The sequence below is a fragment of the Saccharopolyspora antimicrobica genome, from assembly GCF_003635025.1.
Lineage (GTDB): Bacteria > Actinomycetota > Actinomycetes > Mycobacteriales > Pseudonocardiaceae > Saccharopolyspora > Saccharopolyspora antimicrobica.
Genome location: NZ_RBXX01000002.1, coordinates 4,570,488 through 4,588,554, shown reverse-complemented (window position 1 = coordinate 4,588,554; position 18,067 = coordinate 4,570,488). Strand labels below are relative to the sequence as shown.

Genomic DNA, 18,067 nt, shown 5'->3' with positions numbered 1-18,067 from the left:
GGATCTGTAGCCATGAGCGGACTGCGCGAGCGCAAGAAGCGGCGCACCAAGCAGGCCCTGATCGACGCCGCGCTCCGGCTGTTCGACGCCAAGGGCTACGACAGCACCACGGTCGCCGAGATCGCCGCGGCCGCCGAGGTCTCGCCCGCGACCTTCTTCAACTACTTCGCCACCAAGGACGAGGTCGTCTTCGCCGACGACGCGATCTACCTCGAACTGCTGCCGCAGGCCTTCGTCGACCGCGCCGACGCGACCCCGGAAGACCTGCTGCTGCGCGCGATCGAGCGGCTCAGCACGGCGGAGTCCTGGAGCTTCCCGCTCGACCACGAGCTCACCCGCATCCGCGCCCGCCTCATCGCCGAGGTCCCGGCCCTGCGCGCAGGCGCGCTGCTGCGCAACGCGACGCTGCAGAAGCAGCTCGCGCACGGCCTCCGCGACGCCTGCCCCGAGGTTGACGAGCTGACCGCCGCAGCCCTCACCGGCGCGCTGCTGGGCGCGATCGACGCCGCCATGCACGCCGGCCTCGCCGCTCCGGGCGCCACGTCCGACGTCGTCCGGCGGGCCGCCGAGATCGCATTACGGGGCCGGGAACATTTGTGAACACAATGAACACAAGCGTGACGACGGTGTTGCCGGGCACAGATAGTCTCTCCCGGCCACTCCGTGACCTGGGCCACGGAGTGGACCTCTAGTGTGACCCGGCCCGCCCAGGTAGGAGCGCAACAGTGGCAAGCAACGACGCTGCGGCACCACGTCGCCGGGACCGGACGCACTACCTCTACATCGCGGTGATCATCGCGGTGCTGGCCGGTATCGCCGTCGGGTTCCTGGCCCCCGATCTGGGCAAGGCCCTCAAGCCGCTGGGCAGCGGCTTCGTCGAACTGATCAAGATGATGATCTCGCCGGTCATCTTCTGCACCATCGTGCTCGGCGTGGGCGGCGTCCGGCAGGCCGCGAAGGTCGGCAAGGTCGGCGGCCTCGCCCTCGGCTACTTCATGATCATGTCCGTGGTGGCCCTGGTCATCGGCCTGCTGGTCGGCAACGTGCTGCACCCGGGCGAGGGCCTGCACATCAGCGACGAGATCCGCGGTCAGGGCGCGGAGCAGGCGGGCAAGGAAGCCCAGAGCACCACCGAGTTCCTGCTCGGGATCATCCCGAAGACGCTGGTGTCCTCGCTGACTGAGGGCCAGGTGCTGCAGACGCTGCTGGTCGCGCTGCTGGCCGGTTTCGCGCTGCAGGCGATGGGCAACAAGGGCGCGCCGATCCTGCGCGGCATCGAGCACATCCAGCGCCTGGTGTTCAAGATGCTGGCGATGGTGATGTGGGCGGCCCCGGTCGGCGCGTTCGGCGCGATCGCGGCGGTGGTCGGCGCGACCGGCGTGGAGGCGCTCAAGGGCCTGGCGGTCATCATGCTCGGCTTCTACGCGACCTGCGTGCTGTTCATCTTCCTGGTGCTGGGCCCGATGCTGTGGATGTTCGCGCGGGTCAACATCTTCGCGCTGCTGCGCTACCTGGGCCGCGAGTTCCTGCTGATCGTGTCCACCTCGTCCTCGGAGGCGGCGCTGCCGCGGCTGATCGCGAAGATGGAGCACCTCGGGGTGAGCAAGCCGGTCGTGGGCATCACGGTGCCGACCGGCTACTCGTTCAACCTCGACGGCACCATGATCTACCTGACGATGGCCTCGCTGTTCATCGCCAGCGCCCTGGGCGACCCGCTGTCGCTGGGCGAGCAGGTGGGCCTGCTGCTGTTCATGATGGTCGCCTCCAAGGGCGCGGCCGGGGTCAGCGGCGCGGGCCTGGCGACGCTGGCCGGTGGCCTGCAGTCGCACCGCCCGGAGCTGCTCGACGGCGTCGGCCTGATCGTCGGCATCGACCGCTTCATGTCCGAGGCCCGCGCGCTGACGAACTTCGCGGGCAACGCGGTGGCGACGGTCCTGATCGGCTCCTGGACCAAGGAGATCGACCGCGACCAGATGAAGCAGGTCTTCGCGGGCGAGAACCCGTTCAACGAGCAGTCCTTCGTGGACGACCACGAATCCGGCCCGAAGGACGAAGAACCGGAGAAGGCAGCGGCCAAGAGCTGACCGAACCGAAGAAGGGGCACCTCCCGGCGAACCGCCAGGAGGTGCCCCTTCGTTCGTCTCGGAACGGCGGAGAGCGCGGTGGCGCCGGGATCTACCCGTAGATCATCCAGCCGATGCCGCCGGCGATTGCCATGACGGCTGCGACGGCGAGCATGATCGCGAAGCCGCGCGCCGTCTTCCACGTCGCGTAGACGCCACCGACGAGGAAGCCCGCCAGCGCGAGCAGCAGGATCGGGAGAACATCGCCCATACCCGGCAGCGTACCCAGGACGTTCCGGCGGGTCCGGGGTCAGGGGTTGCGCGGGGTCACCAGGCCCGATTCGTAGGCCAGGACCACGAGCTGGGCCCGGTCGCGGGCGTGGAGCTTCGTCATGGCGCGGTTGATGTGGGTCTTCGCCGTCAGCGGGCTGATCACCATCCGGGCGGCGATCTCGTCGTTGTGCGCGACGAGGACGACCGCCTCGCGCTCGCGGTTGGTCAGCTCCCCCAGGCCCGGGCTGCCGGTTCCGAGCGGCTGGGCGACGTACCGATCGATCAGCTTGCGGGTGATCGACGGTGCGAGCAGCGCGTCCCCGCGCGCCGCGACGCGCACCGCGTGGACCAGATCCTCCGGTTCGATGTCCTTGACGAGGAAACCCGCCGCACCGGCTCGCAGCGCGTTGAAGACGTACTCGTCCAGGCCGTAGTTGGTCAGGACGACCACGTGCACCCGGGCCAGGGCCGGGTCCGCGGCGATGCGGCGGGTCGCCTCGATGCCGTCGACCACCGGCATCTGGACGTCGATGAGCGCGATGTCGGGCAGGTGCCGCCTGGCCAGGTCCACGCCTTCGGCGCCGTCGGCGGCCTCGGCCACCACCTCGATGTCGTCCTCGATGTCGAGGAGCGCCCGGAATCCGCCGCGGATGAGCGGCTGGTCGTCGACCAGCAGGACGCGGATCACGCTGCCTCCAAGGGGATTTCGGCCCGTACGGTGAACCCGCCTCCGCTGCGCGGTGCGGCGCGCAGATCGCCGCCGAGGGCGGTGACCCGTTCCCGCATCCCGAGCAGCCCGACACCCGGCACCAGCGGAGTCGCCGAGGTGGCCCGGCCGTCGTCGTCGACCTGGACCACCAGCGCGCCGGGGCGGTAGCCGATCCGGACGGTCGCAGTGGTGGCCGCGGCGTGGCGGGCGATGTTGGTCAGCGACTCCTGGACGATCCGGTAAACCGTCCGCTCCACCTCGGGCGGCGCACCGCTTCCGCTCCCCTCGACGACCAGTTCCGCGTCCAGGCCGTTCGCGCGGGCGCGGCGGAGCAGTTCCGGGACGTGGTCGAGCCCGTGCGACGGGCTCGCGTCTTCGCGCAGTGTCTCCAGGGTCGCGCGCAGCTCCCGCGCGGCCTCGCGGCCCGCCTGCCGGATCGCCAGCAGCGCCTCCGACGGCTTCTCGCCCCGCTTCTGGGCGACGTGGACGGCGGCTTCGGCCTGCACCTTGATGACCGAGATCTGGTGGGTGAGCGAATCGTGCAGCTCGCGCGCGATGTGCAGCCGCTCCTCATCGGCACGGCGCCGCGCGGTCTCCTCGCGGGTCCGCTCGGCCTCCTCCGCCCGGCGTTCCGCCTGCCGCAACGCCTCACCGGCGGCACCCGCGGCGATCAGCCAGGCGATCTGCAGGACGTCACGCGTCCGCGCGAACGCTTCGCCGACGGACAGGTCGAGGGGCGAGGCCAGGACCGCGAGCGGAAGGGTCGCCAGCATGAGCACCGACGCCACGACCGCAACGACGCGGTGTCCCGCCCGGACCACCGCGTACACCGCGAACAGGAACGCGACGGCGGGCACGTCGAACCCGGCCGCCTGGTACCCCAGCGCGCACAACCCGGTCGCGACCAGCACCACCACCGGTTTCCAGCGGCGCGCGACCAGCGCCAGTCCTCCCGCCACCAGCAACGCGCCACCCAGCAGGTAGCGCGCGCTTCCGGGATGTTGCCCGGAAAGCCCGGCGACCAGCAGGGCCGCCGCCACCCCGACGGCGATCGCCCAGTCCAGGGCGGCGATGCGTCCCCTGCTCATGGGTGAACCCTAATCGGCTGTCCGCGCGGGCGACGCCTCTCCGAGGATGATCCGCGACTACCGCGCACGCAGCAGATCCCGGCCGGCTGCCGCGTCCGCAGCAGCGCGAAGTGCCCACGGCTGCACGATGAACGGTGGTGGGGCCGGCGGACATGCTCGACGACGTCCAGCACCCGGGTTTTCCCGGCCGACGATCTACGGAGCGCCCCATGCCCCTTCACCTGCTCGCCGACGAAGCCGTTCCCGCCCTGACGTCAGGACGCCTCTGGTCATTGGCCGCGGTGGCGGTCGGGCTGGTCGGCGTGGTCGTCGGGGGCTCGGCCCTGGCCCGCTCCGCCCGGCGGCGAGCCGCCACGGCCCTGGTCGCCGGGCTCATCGCCGCGGCCGTCGGCGCGCTCGTCGTGGCCGCCGCGGAGGGCGGTCCCGGCACCGGGTACGGAATTGTCGGCGGCTTCATCGCCCTGGCCGTCGGGTTGGTCACCACCGCCCTTGGCGGGTTGGGACTGCGCCGGACCTCCTGATGGCCGAGCAGGCGCGGGGCCTGCTCGGCCATCGGAAGTTCAGCCGGTGACTCCGGGGGCGCCGTTCTCGGACCGGCCGGTGACGTGGCGGCGGAACGTCTTGTCCTGGGGCGTGGTGATCTCCACGTCGTACCAGCCCTGGTCCGTGGGCCACTCCAGCGGCTGGGCGCCGCCCGCCGCGACGCGGACCTGCTCCTCGTGGACCACGTAGCCGGTCGAGCGCAGGCGGAGCGTGATGTCCGCCGATCCGTCGTTGCGCAGTTCCAGCGCCAGGCCGCGGGCGGTGTGGCGGGTCTGGACGTCCACGCCCGCCGCCTTGCCGTCGCGCGATCCGCTCAGCTCGAACCAGAACCGGTTCGGGCCCTGCACCGCGAGGCGGTACTCGTCGCCGACCGGCACCGTCACCACCTGCTCGCCGAGCACGTCCACATGGGACGGTTCGGGGAGTTCGCCGGCGTACGGGTAGATCGCGAAGTGCGCGGACGCAGTGCCCACGTTGCCGAGGCGCAGCGTCACGGCCTCGCCGTTCAGCACGCCCGAGACCTGCGGCTGGTACGGCAGCGCGCGGGCCGGGCGGCGGCCCTGCTCCTGCACCGGAAGCGCCTGCTCCGCAGGGGGTTTCGGGTGCCAGCGATCGATCGGCTCGGGCACCGGGCCCGGTTCGGCGGGCTTCGGCGGTTCGGCCGCGTTGTCGAAGTCGAACACCGAGGTCAGGTCGCCGCACGCGGTGCGCCGCCAGGAGCTGATGTTCGGTTCCTGCACACCGGTCCAGCGCTCCAGCAGGCGCAGCACCGAGGTGTGGTCGAAGGTCTCGGAGTTGACGAATCCACCGATGGTCCACGGCGAGACGACGGTCATCGGCACCCGCGGGCCGAGGCCGATCGGCTGGCCCTCGAAGTGGTCGTCGCCCTCTCCCGACTCCGGCTTCGGCGGCACCGGCGGCGGCACGTGGTCGAAGAAGCCGTCGTTCTCGTCGAAGTTGAGCAGCAGCGCGGTCTTCGGCCAGACCTTCGGGTCGGCGATCGTGTCCAGCACCTGGTAGATCAGGTTCGCGCTGCCGACCGGCGTGGAGCTGCCCGGGTGCTCGGAGTCGGTGGACGACGGCACCAGCCAGACGACCTGCGGCAACCGGTTCGCGGCGATGTCGGCGCGCAGCCGCTCGACGAGCGTGCCCGGCTCGCTGCGGTACATAGCGCGGTCGAACAGGCTCCGCTCGGCGTCGGTCAGCGCCGCCCGGCCGGATTCCAGCTGGCTGAGCAGCCGCTTCCGCTCCTCGGCGGACTTGTCGAACAGCGCGTTGTAGAACTCCTCGGTGGTGCGGAACTTCCCGTCCACCGGGGCGAGCACCTTGCGCCCGATCTCCTTGAAGGTCTTGAAGTACTCCACCGAGTTGTCGGTGAAGTTGTCCCACTCCTGGTAGATCTGCCAGGACAGCCCGGCCTGCTCCAGCCGCTCCGGGTAGGTGGTCCACTCGTAGCCGGCGTGGTCGTAGTCGTAGGCCGCGTTGGTGACCGCGCGCTCGCTGCTTCCCGGCTCGTACCCGGTGGTGCCGGAGAACAGGTAGTTGCGGTTGGGGTTGGTGGACCCGAACACCGAGCAGTGGTAGGCGTCGCAGAGCGTGAAGGTGTCCGCCAGCTCGTACTGCAGCGGGATGTCCTGCCGCTCGTAGTAGGTCATGGTGGCGGCGGTCTTCGCGGCGACCCAGTCGTTGTTCCAGCCCCGCGCCCAGGCCTTGCCGCTCCCGCCCCAGCTGTGGTCGAGGTCGCCGAGGTACTGGATGTCGGAAACCGGCCGCCCCTCCCGCTCGGCACCCTGCCGCAGCGAGAACGGCAGCACCTCGCCACCGACCTTGGGCTGCTGGAACACCGAGCGGCCGTCAGGCTGCCGGAGCGGGTGCCGGTCACCGAACCCGCGAACGCCCTGCAGCGTCCCGTAGTAGTGGTCGAAGGACCGGTTCTCCTGCATGAGCACGATGACGTGCTCGAGCGCGTCCAGGCCGCCCTGGGGAACCGGCTGGGCCATGGCCCGGTGCAGCGAAGGTGGCAAAAGCGAAGCAGCAGCAGCGCCACCAACCGCACCAGCGGCCCCGGCGAGCACCCGACGTCGAGAAACCTCAGTCACAAGGGGCCATGGTTATCGACGGAACCGACGGTGGGGAGACCCCGTAGTGACGCAACGGTAAACCACCCGAGTAATCCAAATGGCGTAACGCCAGCCGTCCCACGCATCACATAGCGTGGTCAGGCCAGTCCGAACCGGACGCGCTCCTGGTCGGTGAGGCGTCGAACACCGCGTTCGTCCGCCTCGCGGAGCAGTGCCTCGATGTCGGTGTCGAAGTTCCAGGTGACCACCCGACGGTCCTGTCCCGCGCTCATCAGCAGACCGTCTTCCCGCCAGGAGAGCACGGTGATCTTGCCCTCGTGCGCTTGGAACGTCGCGATGACGTGGCCCGATTCCGGGTCCCACAGGCGGATCCGCCCCTGGTCGTCCGCACTGGCCAGCGCCTGCCCCGGCATCCGGACCAGGTGCTCGACCTCCACCGCGTCCCCGATGACGAGCACCCGCTCCCCGGGCACGTCCCAGATCAGCAGACCGTCCTCGCCCGCGCTGATCAGCCGGTCCTCGTCCGACCACACCAGCGCCCGCACCACGGCCGTGTGCCTGCGCAGCTCCCGGATCTGCCCGCTTCCCGGTTCCCAGAGGCGGACGACGAAATCGTCGCCGCCCATCGCCAGCACACCGCTCGCACTCCAAGCCATCGTGCTGACGCGCGCTGTCCGGGCCGTCAGATCGGCGAACTCACCGGACTTCGAATCCCACAGCGCGACGCCTCGATCGCCGCGCGCCACGGCGAGCCGATCGCCCGAATCCCACACCAGCGCGCTGACGTCGGCTTCATCGGCCGAGATCACGCGGCTGTCCCCCGTTCTGCCGTCCCAAACGCGGAGATTTCCGTCCGGACCCGACGACGCGATCAGGCCGGTGCTGGAGACGGCGACGACATCGACCGGACCGTCGTGCTGCCGGATGGCGCGACTCCGCCGAAGGTCCTTGGACCACAACCGAATCCGCGAGTCGAGGTCCGAAGTGGTCAGTTCGTCGTCCGGGGACCAGGCCAGCCGCGCGGTCCCGTTGTCGGGGTTGGGCCGGTGCGTTGCGGACACGTCCGGATCCCAGATGAGCACCCGATCCCTCCGGAGACCGGAACTGCTCGCGAGCTGTCCAGCCCTGGACCAGGCGATGGACTCGACGGCGTACGAATGCTCGTGCACCAACCGGGACTCGCTCGCGCCCGGTTCCAGGATCCGCAGCGAGCCGCCGCGCCACCCACTGGCGAGCACACCGTCGATCGACCACGCCAGCGCCGTCAACTCTTCTTCCTGCTGATCGACGACGCGGCTCTGCCCGTCCTTCGGGTCGCACAAGCGCACCGTCTGATCGCCGCCGCTGGCCAGCAGCCCGTCCGAGGACCACGCCACCGCTTGCACCGCGTCGGTGTGCACTGCCAGCAGCGTCGACTCGCCGGATTCGAGGTCCCAGACCCGCACCGCACCGCTGTAGTCGCCGGTCGCCAGCTCTCCCGCCGCCGACCACGCGAGAGTCCCGATCTCCCTGAGCGGGTTGTCGTCCTTCTGCAGGACTCTCGCGGCCCCCGAAGCCGGGTCCCAGGTCTTGAGCCCGCCGGAGCTCAAGCCGACCGCGAGCCGACTCGTGCTGGACCACTCGAGGGCTTCCACTCGCCCAGAGAACTCGAGCACGATCCGGGACTCGCCCCGCTGCGAATCCCAGACGTGCACCTCGTCGTAACCACCCCAGGCGAGCAAGCCGTCCGGAGACCAGGCGATGTCGGTGATCGCATCGGTTCCGCAGTGCACGAGCGAGGTCGTTGCCCGGTGCCGATCCCACACCCGGACCTCGCTGTACCCCTGGAAATCCGACCTCGCGCTGGCCAACCGGCCATCCGCCGACCAGGCCAGCAGGTCGGCGGTGCCGGAATGCGCGTCGCGCCCGAGCCGTTCGGAACCTCCGGCGTCGGTCCGCCAGAGCTTGCCGTCGGTTCCAACGGTGAGCAGGGCGGTACCGCGTGCGGAGCCACCGGCGGCTGCGGCCCCTTGCCGGTGTTCGGCGTGGTGCCCCAGGTCGGTGCGGACGAGCTCCACCGAACCGGAGTTCATGCAGACCAGGAGGTTCTCACCCGGCGCGGGGAAGACCTCAGACACCCGCTCCGAGCAGTACCTGAGCGTTCGCAGCGCCTTGGTCCTGCTGTTCCAGACATCGATCCGACTGCTGACGCCGCTCGCCGCCACCCCGATGACCAGCTGCTCCCGACTCATCCAGGTGGCACCGAGCACGGTGTTCTCCCAGCCGCGCAGGACCTCGGTCTCACCGGTCGCGGAATCCCACACCCGGACCACGTGGTCGTCCGCGCTGACCAGCAGCCCGGCTTTCGACCACGACAGGGAGTTCACCCCGCTGACGTGCTCATGAACGACCGTCGTCTCGCCGCTTTCGGGGTTCCAGACGCGCACGACACCGTTGTCGTCGCCGGTGGCCAGCAACCCCGTCGGAGCCCACTCCGCGTGCCCGACGACCTCCGAACTCGCCAGGGCGGAAGGAATGGTTTCGCCGGGTGCCCGAACGACCATCTGACCGGCGCGGTCGTAGGCGAGCCATCCGTCCGAAGACCTGGCGAGCGGGTGCCGCACCGATCCCCGCCGGTCCACGACTTCGACCACGTCGTTCACCAGGTCCCAGCACTTCAAGCCCTCGCCATCACCGAAGATCAACTCGCTGCCGCTCGACCACTCGGCAACGAACAGGTTCCCCTTCGCGGGCAGGCGCCGGACCTGCACGGGTTGTTCCTGCTCGATGTCGTGCACCATCAGGACGCCGGCGCCGTCCACCGCCCACAAGCGCCCGTCGTCGTCCCAGCGAGCGGCGATGACGCTGTCCGCGTGGCGGCGCACGCTCCAGACCAGGGGGTCGCGCAGCCGGGCCCAGAGCGCGGCCGCGGTGACCTCGCCCGGGCTGAGCTCGGCGATCTCCCGGGCGACGGCGAGCGCCAGCTGCGGGTTAGCAGCCTTCACCAGATCCGCTTGCTGGGCGGCCGATATCGCCCGGATCCTCCTGGCCTTCCGCCGTGATTCCACCGATGCCGCGCAGAACTCGCGGAGCAGTGCGCTGCACTCGACCGCCGCGGTGACCTCGACGGCCTCGTCGACCTGGCTCTCCGGGAGCAGCAGATCCCCGCGACGTCCGGACTGGTCCCACTCCCGGGCCCGCTGCTGGAACGTGGTGCGCTTGCGGAGCAGCGGGCGCTGCTGGTCCAGGCAGTCGCGCAGGGGTTCCCACTGGCGCAGCAGCGCCTCGTGCGCCAGGTCCCGATGGCCATCGCTGTCGTCGACCAGCAACCGCGCTTCCAGGAACTCCTCGACGACGTGCTTCTCCTCGTCGTCCAGGTCGTCGAGCCGGACGCTGTTGCGCGTCGGTTCGTCGGTGTGCGCGGCGAAGGAGACGAACCTCAGCAGTGTTCGCATCACCTGCGCCTCGCCGTACTGGCGGGAGAGCCGAGCGAGGACCTTGCCCGCGGTGGAGGAGATCGCCTCGGCGACGCGGCCCGATTCCACGTACTCCTGCAACGTGATCCGGCCGTCGCCGCCGTAGTCCTCGTAGAGGTTGTGCAAGAGATAGGCCAGCAGCGGCAGGACGTCGGCGCCGGCTTCGGTGGCGTCGTCGACCATGGCCGCCACCGCTTCGGGCTCGATCTCGACTCCTGCCTTGCGGGCCGGGCCGGTGATGATCTGCCGGAGTTCCGCGCGGTTGAGCCGGGTCACGACGTAGGGGTCGCGCAGCAGCTCGCCGCTGGGTTCCGGCAGGAAGACGCCGATGAACTCCGCGCGCATCGTCGCCACCACGTGCAGGCGCCGGTGATCGGCCAGCGCGGCGTGCAGCAGGGCCATGAACTCCTGGCGGGTCCGGGCGTCCACCTGCGTCACGAGTTCTTCGAACTGGTCGAGCAGCAGCACGGCCGGGCGGTTCAGCCGGACTGCCTCCCCTAGCAGCGCGTTGAGCACCTCGGGGTGCGTCGATCGTGGTTCGTCGGTGCGCCACAAGCGCTCCAGCGCGCGCTGCGCTTCCACCCGCAGATCCCGGACGAGTGCGTCGCCCTCGGCCTTCGGGAGTTCGCCCTGGAACACGTGCACCAGTGCGCCGAACGGGTCGCGACCCGGCGCGACCGGGTCGCTCAGCCACCAGTTCCGCCGCCGCAGCAACCCCGCCAACCCGGCGTTCACCAGCGATGACTTCCCCGAACCCGATGGTCCCGCCACCAGCAGGAAGCGGTCTTCCGGTGCGCCGCCCGGCACTTCCAACCGCTCGTGCAGCTCGCGGACCGCGCGGTCACGGCCGAAGAAGACCCTCTCGTGCCCCGGCCCGAAGGACTGCAAGCCCGGGTACGGATTGCCCTGCCTGCTCGCGTCCCACTCGTGCGCCGTGCGCAGCTGACGTTGCCGCCACGCGTAGTAGGCCGCCGGAACGATCACGCCCGCGCCGATCAGGTATTCGGAGTGGTCGCGGATAAGGGTGAACGGCGGTGACCAGCCGTCGGCGCTGTTCGTCGCCAGGTTCGTCAGGAAACCGAGGCCCGCGCCGTAGAGCAGCAGCGCGAAATCGCGCAGCGGACGTTCCTGACGCGCCACCGGACTCCCCCTCTGACAACAGTACGGAGAGCCGATCAACGCACTCTCCGCACTGTCATACCAAAGGAGGGAGGACGACGGACACCTTATCCGCGAACGGTGCCCGTCACCTCGACCAGCGCTACAGGGCGCCCTTGGTCGAGGGGATCACTCCGGCGAAGCGGGGGTCCGGCTCGACCGCTGCTCGGAGGGCTCGGGCGATCGCCTTGTACTGGGCTTCTGCGATGTGGTGGGGGTCCCGGCCGTGGATCACTCGGACGTGCAGGTTGATCTGGGCGTGGAAGGCCAGGGACTCGAAGACGTGGCGGTTGAGGACGAACGGGTAGTTTCCGCCGATCGTGAAGCTGTTGTACTGCTCCGGTTCTCCCGTCAGGACGCAGTACGAGCGGCCCGAGACGTCCACCGCCGCGTGCGCGAGGGTTTCGTCCATCGGGATCCAGGCGTCGCCGAAGCGGCGGATGCCCTTCTTGTCGCCGAGCGCCTGGCGCAGGGCCTGGCCGAGCACGATCGCGGTGTCCTCCACCGTGTGGTGCGCGTCGATGTGCACGTCACCGGTCGACTTCACCTTCAGGTCGAAGGCCGCGTGCGTGCCCAGGGCGGTGAGCATGTGGTCGTAGAACGGGACCGTGGTGTCGATGTCGACCTGCCCGGTGCCGTCCAGGTCGAGCTCGACCAGCACCGAGGACTCCCTGGTGCTGCGCTCGACCCGGCCCACTCGGGTTCCCGGCTGGAATGTCACTGCTCGATCTCCTCGCTCACTGCCTTGCCGGCCGCCAGGAAGGCGTCGTTCTCCTCCGGCGTGCCGATGGTGACCCGCAGGTGGCCGGGGATGCCGACGTCGCGGATCAGCACGTCGGAATCCAGGAAGCGCTGCCATGCGCGGTGCGCGTCCGCGAACCGTCCGAAGAGGACGAAGTTGGCGTCGCTGGGCACCGGCGAGAAGCCCATGGCGGTCAGCTCGCGGACCACCCGCTCCCGCTCGTCGATGAGCGCGCGCACCGAACCGAGCGTCGCATCGGCGTGGCGCAGCGCGGCGCGCGCGGCGGCCTGCGTGACCGCCGACAGGTGGTAGGGCAGGCGCACCAGCAGCAGGGCGTCGATCACCGCGGGCGCGGCGGCGAGGTAGCCGAGCCGGCCGCCGGCGAAGGCGAACGCCTTGCTCATGGTGCGGCTGACGATCACCTTCGTCGGGTACTGCCCGATCAGCTCGATCGCGCTGGGCCGGGCGGAGAACTCCGCGTAGGCCTCGTCGACCACCACCACGCCGGGCGCGGCGTCGAGGATCGCGCGCAGGTCGTCCTGCGACACCGACTGGCCGGTGGGGTTGTTCGGGCTGGTCACGAAGACCACGCTCGGCTGCTTCTCGGCGACGATCCGGGCCGCTTCCGCGCCGTCCAGGCTGAAGTCGGCGCGCCGCGGGGCCGGTACCCAGTCGGTGCGGGTGCCCGCGGACAGGATCGGGTGCATCGAGTACGACGGCTCGAAGCCGAGCGCGGTGCGGCCCGGCCCGCCGAAGGCCTGCAGGATCTGCTGCAGCACCTCGTTGGAGCCGTTGGCGGCCCACACGTTCTCCATCGCCAGCGGCACGCCGGTCGCCCCCGTCAGGTAGGCGGCCAGGTCGGTGCGCAGCGCCTTGGCGTCGCGGTCGGGATAGCGGTGCAGCTCGGTGGCGGCCTCGCGGACCGCCGCGGTCACGTCGTCGACGAGCTCCGGCGGCGGCGGGTAGGGGTTCTCGTTGGTGTTGAGCCGGACCGACACATCCAGCTGCGGTGCGCCGTAGGGGCTGCGGCCGCGCAGGTCCTCCCGCAGCGGCAGGTCGGCCAGCGCGGTTTCAGCGCCCAGCACGTCACTCATGTTCCAACCTTCGTTGTCTTTGAAGCGGCGAAGCCGCTTAGCCCACCCTCGCAGATCGACCATCGGCGGGTTCTCAGACGTCGCCTGGCGAGGACAGCCCGTTCGCCGTGTATCGGACATACATAAGAACGGGATCCCGCAGTCCAGGCGGCGTCTGAGGTTCCGCTAAGCGACCACCAGAGCAAGATGAGTCCCACCCCTCTTTAAAAGCGGGCGGTGATCGCCTGGCCGTGAGCCGGGAGATCTTCGGCGTTGGCGAGCGCGACGACCTTGTCGGCGACGTCGCGGAGGGCCTGCTCGCTGTAGGAGATCACGTGGATACCGCGCAGGAAGCTCTGCACGCTCAGCCCGGACGAATGCCGCGCGCAGCCGCCCGTGGGCAGCACGTGGTTGGAGCCCGCGCAGTAGTCGCCGAGCGACACCGGCGCGTACGGGCCGACGAAGATCGCGCCCGCGTTGCGCACCCGCGCGGCCACCGCGTCGGCGTCCGCCGTCTGGATCTCCAGGTGCTCGGCGGCGTAGGCGTCCACCACGCGCAACCCGTCCTCCACAGTGGACACCAGGATGCAGCCGGACTGCTCGCCGCCCAGCGAGGTGCGGATCCGCTCGGCGTGCTTGGTCTGCGCCACCTGGCGCTCCAGCTCGGCGTCGACCGCGTCGGCCAGCTCCGGCGACGAGGTCACCAGCACGCTCGCCGCGAGCGGGTCGTGCTCGGCCTGGCTGATCAGGTCCGCCGCCACGTGCACCGGGTCGGCCGTGTCGTCGGCCAGCACCGCGATCTCGGTCGGCCCGGCCTCCGAGTCGATGCCGATCATGCTGCGCAGGTGCCGCTTGGCCGCCGTCACGTAGACGTTGCCCGGACCGGTCACCATGTCCACCGGCGCCAGCTCCGCGCCGTCGGTGTCCTGGCCGCCGTAGGCCAGCAGCGCCACCGCCTGCGCACCGCCGACCGCCCAGACCTCCTCGACGCCGAGCAGCTGCGCGGCGGCGAGGATCGTCGGGTGCGGCAGGCCGCCGAACTCCGCCTGCGGCGGGCTGCACACCACCAGCGATTCCACCCCGGCAGCCTGCGCCGGGACCACGTTCATCACCACGCTGGACGGGTACACCGCCAGCCCGCCCGGCGCGTACAGGCCGACGCGGGCGACCGGCACCCAGCGCTCGGTCACGGTGCCGCCGGGCACTACCTGGGTGGTGGTGTCGGTGCGCCGCTGGTCGGCGTGCACCTTGCGGGCGCGGCTGATCGACTCCTCCAGCGCGGCGCGCACCTGCGGGTCGAGCTCGTCGAGCGCGCGGCGCAGCTCCGCCGCGCCGACCTTCACCCGTTCCGGTCGAACCCCGTCGAACTTCTCGGTGAATTCCAGCACCGCGGGCACACCCCGGTCGCGAATCTCCTCGATCAGCGGCCGGACCCGATGCAGCACGTGCTCCACGTCCATCTCGGCGCGCGGCAGCGTGGCGCGCAGCTCGACGGTGGACGGAACGCGACCGCGCAGGTCGGTACGGGTGAGCATGAGCGTCCTTCCCGGGGCTTCGAGGTTGCACCGACCAGGGTAATCGCCGCCAGCGGTGGCTGTCCCCGAGCCCGGTCAGCGGTCACACCGGCCCACCATCCGGGATAGATGTTGACGGGCGACCATTGTTCGCCAGTGGCTTGCCAACACCGGGGCACTCCTAGAACCTCTCCACGTCACCACCAGTGATCGATCGGAGACCCGATGTTCAGCTCACGGCGCAAGGCAGTGACCGTGGCGGCCGCCGCTTGCCTGGTCCTGCTGGCCCCGATCTCGGCCAGCGTGTCCGCGGAGCCGACGTCCGCCGCACAGGACCCGGCGATCTACACCGTCCCGAACACCGACAGCACCAGCCGCACCGAAATCAACCGAACGGGTGCGCAGGTGATCGGCGTCCGCGACGGCGTGGCCACCGTGGAAGCCACCCCGGAGCAGGCCCAGCGGCTGCGGGCCGCCGGGTTCGCGATCGGTGAGGGCACCGGACTCGGCGAAGCGCTGCAGCGGATCAACCGCGGGCAGGCCGCTCCCGGCGACTTCCCGCCCGGCTACGAGGGCTACCACAACTACGACGAGACGGTCGCCGAGCTCGACCGGATCGCCGGCGCGCACCCCGACATCGCGGCGAAGTCCAGCATCGGCAAGTCCGTCGAGGGCCGCGACATCCCGGTGCTGAAGATCAGCGACAACGTCGGGCAGGACGAGGACGAGCCCGAGGTGCTGTTCAACTGCAACCAGCACGCCCGCGAGCACCTGACGACGGAGATGTGCCTGCGGATCGCCGACCGGTTCACCGCGGGCTACGCCTCCGACCCGGCGGTGAAGGAGGCCGTGGACGGCCGGGAGATCTGGGTGATCCCGATCGTCAACCCGGACGGCAAGTCCTACGACATCGAATCCGGCGACTTCCAGGGCTGGCGGAAGAACCGGCAGGACACCACCGGCACCGACCTCAACCGCAACTGGGGTCACAAGTGGGGCTGCTGCGGCGGTTCCAGCGACGACCCGAACGCCGAGGACTACCGGGGCACCGCCGCGTGGTCGGCGCCGGAGACCGCGGCGATGCGCGACTTCATCGACTCCCGGGTGGTCGGCGGGGCCCAGCAGATCAAGGCCGCGATCGACTTCCACACCTACTCGGAGCTGGTGCTGTGGCCGTTCGGGCACACCACCGACGACGTCACCGAGGGCATGACGCAGGAGGAGTACGACCGGTTCGCGCGGGTCGGCGGGGAGATGGCCCAGGCCAACGGCTACACCCCGCAGCAGTCCAGCGACCTCTACGTCACCGACGGCGACAGCCTCGACTGGATGTGGGGCCAGCACAAGATCCTGGCCTACACCTTCGAGATGTACCCGGCCAGCGGCGGCGGCCTGGACGGCTTCTACCCGCCGGCCGACGTGATCGAGAAGGAGACCACCCGCAACGACGCCGCGGTGGACATCCTGCTCCGCGAGGCGGGCGCCTGACCTGACCCGAGCACGACCGGCCCGGGATGCCGCACCGGCATCCCGGGCCGCTTCGTCTTCACTGCCTGCGCAGGGTCCGGCTGAGCCCGGCGATGACGGTGGTGGCCAGGATCCAGCCGGCGGCGATCAGCAGGTAGGACAGCCACTGGTAGACGCCCTCGGGCTTGAACGCCCGCTCCTGGCCGAAGTCGATGATCGGCAGCAGCAGGTCGAGGGTGTAGACGAGGGGGTTGAAACCGGGCGCCTCCCCCGGTTTCAGCGGCGGCGGGTGGTGCAGGCCGAACACCACCGCGCCGATGGCGGTGAGCAGCGTCAGCCACCGCGCGGCGCGCCCCGGGTGGTAGCCGTACCCGACGGTGACGTCCAGCAGGCGCCCCCAGATCCGGCTCCGCCAGGGAAGCGTGGTGCGGTGCTGCCGCTGACCGGCGAGCCGGACCGCGCGGGACGACGCGTCGTCGCCGACCGCCAGGTAGGAGGCGGCGAGCTGCTGGTACGGCTGCGGCAGGTAGCCGTCCGGATCGGCCCGGAGCGTGCGGATTCGCTGCTCGGCGGGCAGGCGCGGGAGCAGCGAGGTGTAGGTGAGCCCGTCCATCCTGATCGGCACCCGCGCCGCCTCGGGCGTGAGGTGCAGCTGGCCGATCTGGGACCGGCGCAGGTTCAGCACGCCCTGGATCCGGCTGGAGATCAGCCACAGCTCGCCGATGGTGCAACTGCTGGCCCGCATCGCCACCGCCCTCCGGGACGTGAGCGGCTCGGAGTCGGCGGGCGCGGACAAGGCCGCGTGCGCCAGGTTCACCTGCCCGCTGATGACCGCGCCACGCAGGTTCACCGTTCCGTCCGCGCGCAGCCGCTCGGCCTCGACGCGGCCGGCCTGCACTGCTCCGGCGTCCAGCGCCACGTCACCGGGGTTGTCCAGTCGCGCGTCGGTCAGCAGCAGCGATCCGGCGATGCGGGCCGCGTCCAGCCGGGTGAGGCCGTGCACGGTGGTGCGGGACATGCACAGCAGCTCGTCCAGACGGGCGTGTTCGGCAGCGACGGCGACCTGACCGGGGTGGGTGATGGTGGCTCCGCGCAGGTCGACCTGCCCCGCGAAGACTCCCCCGGCCAGCCGGATCTCGCCGTCGACGATGGCGTTGCGCGCGAGCAGCGCGCTGTCGAGCCCGATGCCGGTGCAGTGCAGCGCCGGTCCAGGACCGCCCGACAGGTGCGCGTCGTCGACGGTGAGATTGCCGGTGATGCGCGCGGTGCGCAGTACGATCCCGCCGTCAACGGTGATGCCGCGGGCGCGCAGGCCACCGCCGACGGTGAGGTTGTGGGCGACCATGGCGGCCTCCGCCTCGTCACCGCTGCGCGTGAGGACCGCACCGTCGAGGATCACGTCGCCCTTGACGCTGGTGTGCACGGCGGACAGGCCCCGCACCCGGCATCGGCTCAGCCGCAGGTGACCGTCGACGTGGCTGCCGTCCAGGTCGAGGCCCGGCAGGGTGCTGCCGGACAACTCCAGCAACCGCAGCTGCGCCCACCGGGCGGTGACCGGGTCGGCGAACCAGCAGTCCACCAGCTGCACCGGGAAGCCGATCTGCACGAAGTCCAGGTTCAGCGCGCCGGTGATCTTCGCGCCGGAGACCGACAGCAACGCCGGTGGCCGCACCTCGCCCAGCAGCAGATCGCGCAGGACCTCGGCCCGGATGGTCCGCTCCGGTCCCCAGGACTCTCCGTCGACCGCGTCGGTGCCGGGTTCGAAGACGACGGGCCCGCCCCCGGGGAAGGCTTCGCGCAGGCGGCGCTCCGCCCGCGTCAGCTCTGGAAGATCCATGTCCCAGGCAGGATCGCGTCCCGTGGTGCGAGCGTCAAGGGAGCGTGCTCCCCCTCGACGATGT

The 18,067-nt window shown here is 70.7% G+C and carries 13 protein-coding genes; 4 read left to right on the top strand and 9 right to left on the bottom strand.

What is annotated here, in order from left to right:
• Positions 1-12 precede the first annotated feature (12 nt).
• Positions 13-600 (top strand): TetR/AcrR family transcriptional regulator, encoded by a 588-nt coding sequence (locus ATL45_RS22260; protein WP_093148007.1) that lies wholly within the window; start codon positions 13-15, stop codon positions 598-600.
• Between the two features lie 125 nt (positions 601-725).
• Positions 726-2,084 carry a cation:dicarboxylate symporter family transporter gene (locus ATL45_RS22255; protein WP_093148004.1) on the top strand — a complete coding sequence of 453 codons (1,359 nt, stop codon included), beginning with the start codon at positions 726-728 and terminating at the stop codon, positions 2,082-2,084.
• Between the two features lie 91 nt (positions 2,085-2,175).
• Here the strand turns inward: ATL45_RS22255 and ATL45_RS38995 are convergent, their stop codons facing one another.
• From ATL45_RS38995 to ATL45_RS22245, 3 genes are read right to left on the bottom strand one after another with little or no spacing between them, the layout of a single operon-like run.
• The gene (locus ATL45_RS38995) at positions 2,176-2,334 is read right to left on the bottom strand and encodes a CG2302 family histidine operon protein (RefSeq protein ID WP_170210311.1); all 159 of its coding nucleotides are present in this window, start codon (positions 2,332-2,334) and stop codon (positions 2,176-2,178) included.
• A gap of 39 nt (positions 2,335-2,373) precedes the next feature.
• Positions 2,374-3,024, bottom strand: coding sequence for a response regulator (locus ATL45_RS22250; RefSeq protein WP_093148000.1), 651 nt, complete (start codon positions 3,022-3,024; stop codon positions 2,374-2,376).
• Positions 3,021-4,133 (bottom strand): histidine kinase, encoded by a 1,113-nt coding sequence (locus ATL45_RS22245; protein ID WP_093147994.1) that lies wholly within the window; start codon positions 4,131-4,133, stop codon positions 3,021-3,023. Before ATL45_RS22245 ends, ATL45_RS22250 begins: the two co-directional genes overlap by 4 nt.
• A 209-nt stretch (positions 4,134-4,342) precedes the next feature.
• Here ATL45_RS22245 and ATL45_RS22240 point away from each other — a divergent pair, with 209 nt between their 5' ends.
• On the top strand, positions 4,343-4,654 hold the full coding sequence (locus ATL45_RS22240) for a DUF6223 family protein (RefSeq protein ID WP_093149643.1): 312 nt from the start codon (positions 4,343-4,345) through the stop codon (positions 4,652-4,654).
• A 39-nt stretch (positions 4,655-4,693) separates the two neighbouring features.
• Here the strand turns inward: ATL45_RS22240 and ATL45_RS22235 are convergent, their stop codons facing one another.
• From ATL45_RS22235 to hisD, 5 genes are all read right to left on the bottom strand, one after another.
• Positions 4,694-6,751 carry a phosphocholine-specific phospholipase C gene (locus ATL45_RS22235; protein WP_246025855.1) on the bottom strand — a complete coding sequence of 686 codons (2,058 nt, stop codon included), beginning with the start codon at positions 6,749-6,751 and terminating at the stop codon, positions 4,694-4,696.
• A 143-nt stretch (positions 6,752-6,894) separates the two neighbouring features.
• On the bottom strand, positions 6,895-11,352 hold the full coding sequence (locus ATL45_RS22230) for an nSTAND1 domain-containing NTPase (protein ID WP_143121568.1): 4,458 nt from the start codon (positions 11,350-11,352) through the stop codon (positions 6,895-6,897).
• A gap of 121 nt (positions 11,353-11,473) precedes the next feature.
• Positions 11,474-12,091 (bottom strand): imidazoleglycerol-phosphate dehydratase HisB, encoded by a 618-nt coding sequence (gene hisB, locus ATL45_RS22225; RefSeq protein WP_093147983.1) that lies wholly within the window; start codon positions 12,089-12,091, stop codon positions 11,474-11,476.
• Entirely contained in the window at positions 12,088-13,206 is a 1,119-nt protein-coding gene (locus tag ATL45_RS22220) for a histidinol-phosphate transaminase (protein ID WP_093147979.1), read from the bottom strand. Before ATL45_RS22220 ends, hisB begins: the two co-directional genes overlap by 4 nt.
• A gap of 203 nt (positions 13,207-13,409) precedes the next feature.
• Positions 13,410-14,720 (bottom strand): histidinol dehydrogenase, encoded by a 1,311-nt coding sequence (hisD, locus tag ATL45_RS22215; protein ID WP_093147976.1) that lies wholly within the window; start codon positions 14,718-14,720, stop codon positions 13,410-13,412.
• A gap of 204 nt (positions 14,721-14,924) precedes the next feature.
• Here hisD and ATL45_RS22210 point away from each other — a divergent pair, with 204 nt between their 5' ends.
• Positions 14,925-16,187, top strand: coding sequence for a M14 family metallopeptidase (locus ATL45_RS22210; RefSeq protein WP_093147972.1), 1,263 nt, complete (start codon positions 14,925-14,927; stop codon positions 16,185-16,187).
• Positions 16,188-16,245: 58 nt separating this feature from the next.
• On the opposite strand, the gene ATL45_RS22205 is transcribed toward ATL45_RS22210, so the two are convergent.
• Positions 16,246-18,003 carry a bactofilin family protein gene (locus ATL45_RS22205; protein WP_093147967.1) on the bottom strand — a complete coding sequence of 586 codons (1,758 nt, stop codon included), beginning with the start codon at positions 18,001-18,003 and terminating at the stop codon, positions 16,246-16,248.
• Positions 18,004-18,067 lie beyond the last annotated feature (64 nt).

Coding starts and splice junctions, on each gene's coding strand:
- ATL45_RS22210 (WP_093147972.1), top strand. CDS start 14,925: ATGTTCAGCTCACGGCGCAAGGCAGTGACCGTGGCGGCCGCCGCTTGC.
- ATL45_RS22205 (WP_093147967.1), bottom strand. CDS start 18,003: ATGGATCTTCCAGAGCTGACGCGGGCGGAGCGCCGCCTGCGCGAAGCC.
- hisD (WP_093147976.1), bottom strand. CDS start 14,720: ATGCTCACCCGTACCGACCTGCGCGGTCGCGTTCCGTCCACCGTCGAG.
- ATL45_RS22220 (WP_093147979.1), bottom strand. CDS start 13,206: ATGAGTGACGTGCTGGGCGCTGAAACCGCGCTGGCCGACCTGCCGCTG.
- ATL45_RS38995 (WP_170210311.1), bottom strand. CDS start 2,334: ATGGGCGATGTTCTCCCGATCCTGCTGCTCGCGCTGGCGGGCTTCCTC.
- ATL45_RS22240 (WP_093149643.1), top strand. CDS start 4,343: ATGCCCCTTCACCTGCTCGCCGACGAAGCCGTTCCCGCCCTGACGTCA.
- ATL45_RS22260 (WP_093148007.1), top strand. CDS start 13: ATGAGCGGACTGCGCGAGCGCAAGAAGCGGCGCACCAAGCAGGCCCTG.
- ATL45_RS22245 (WP_093147994.1), bottom strand. CDS start 4,133: ATGAGCAGGGGACGCATCGCCGCCCTGGACTGGGCGATCGCCGTCGGG.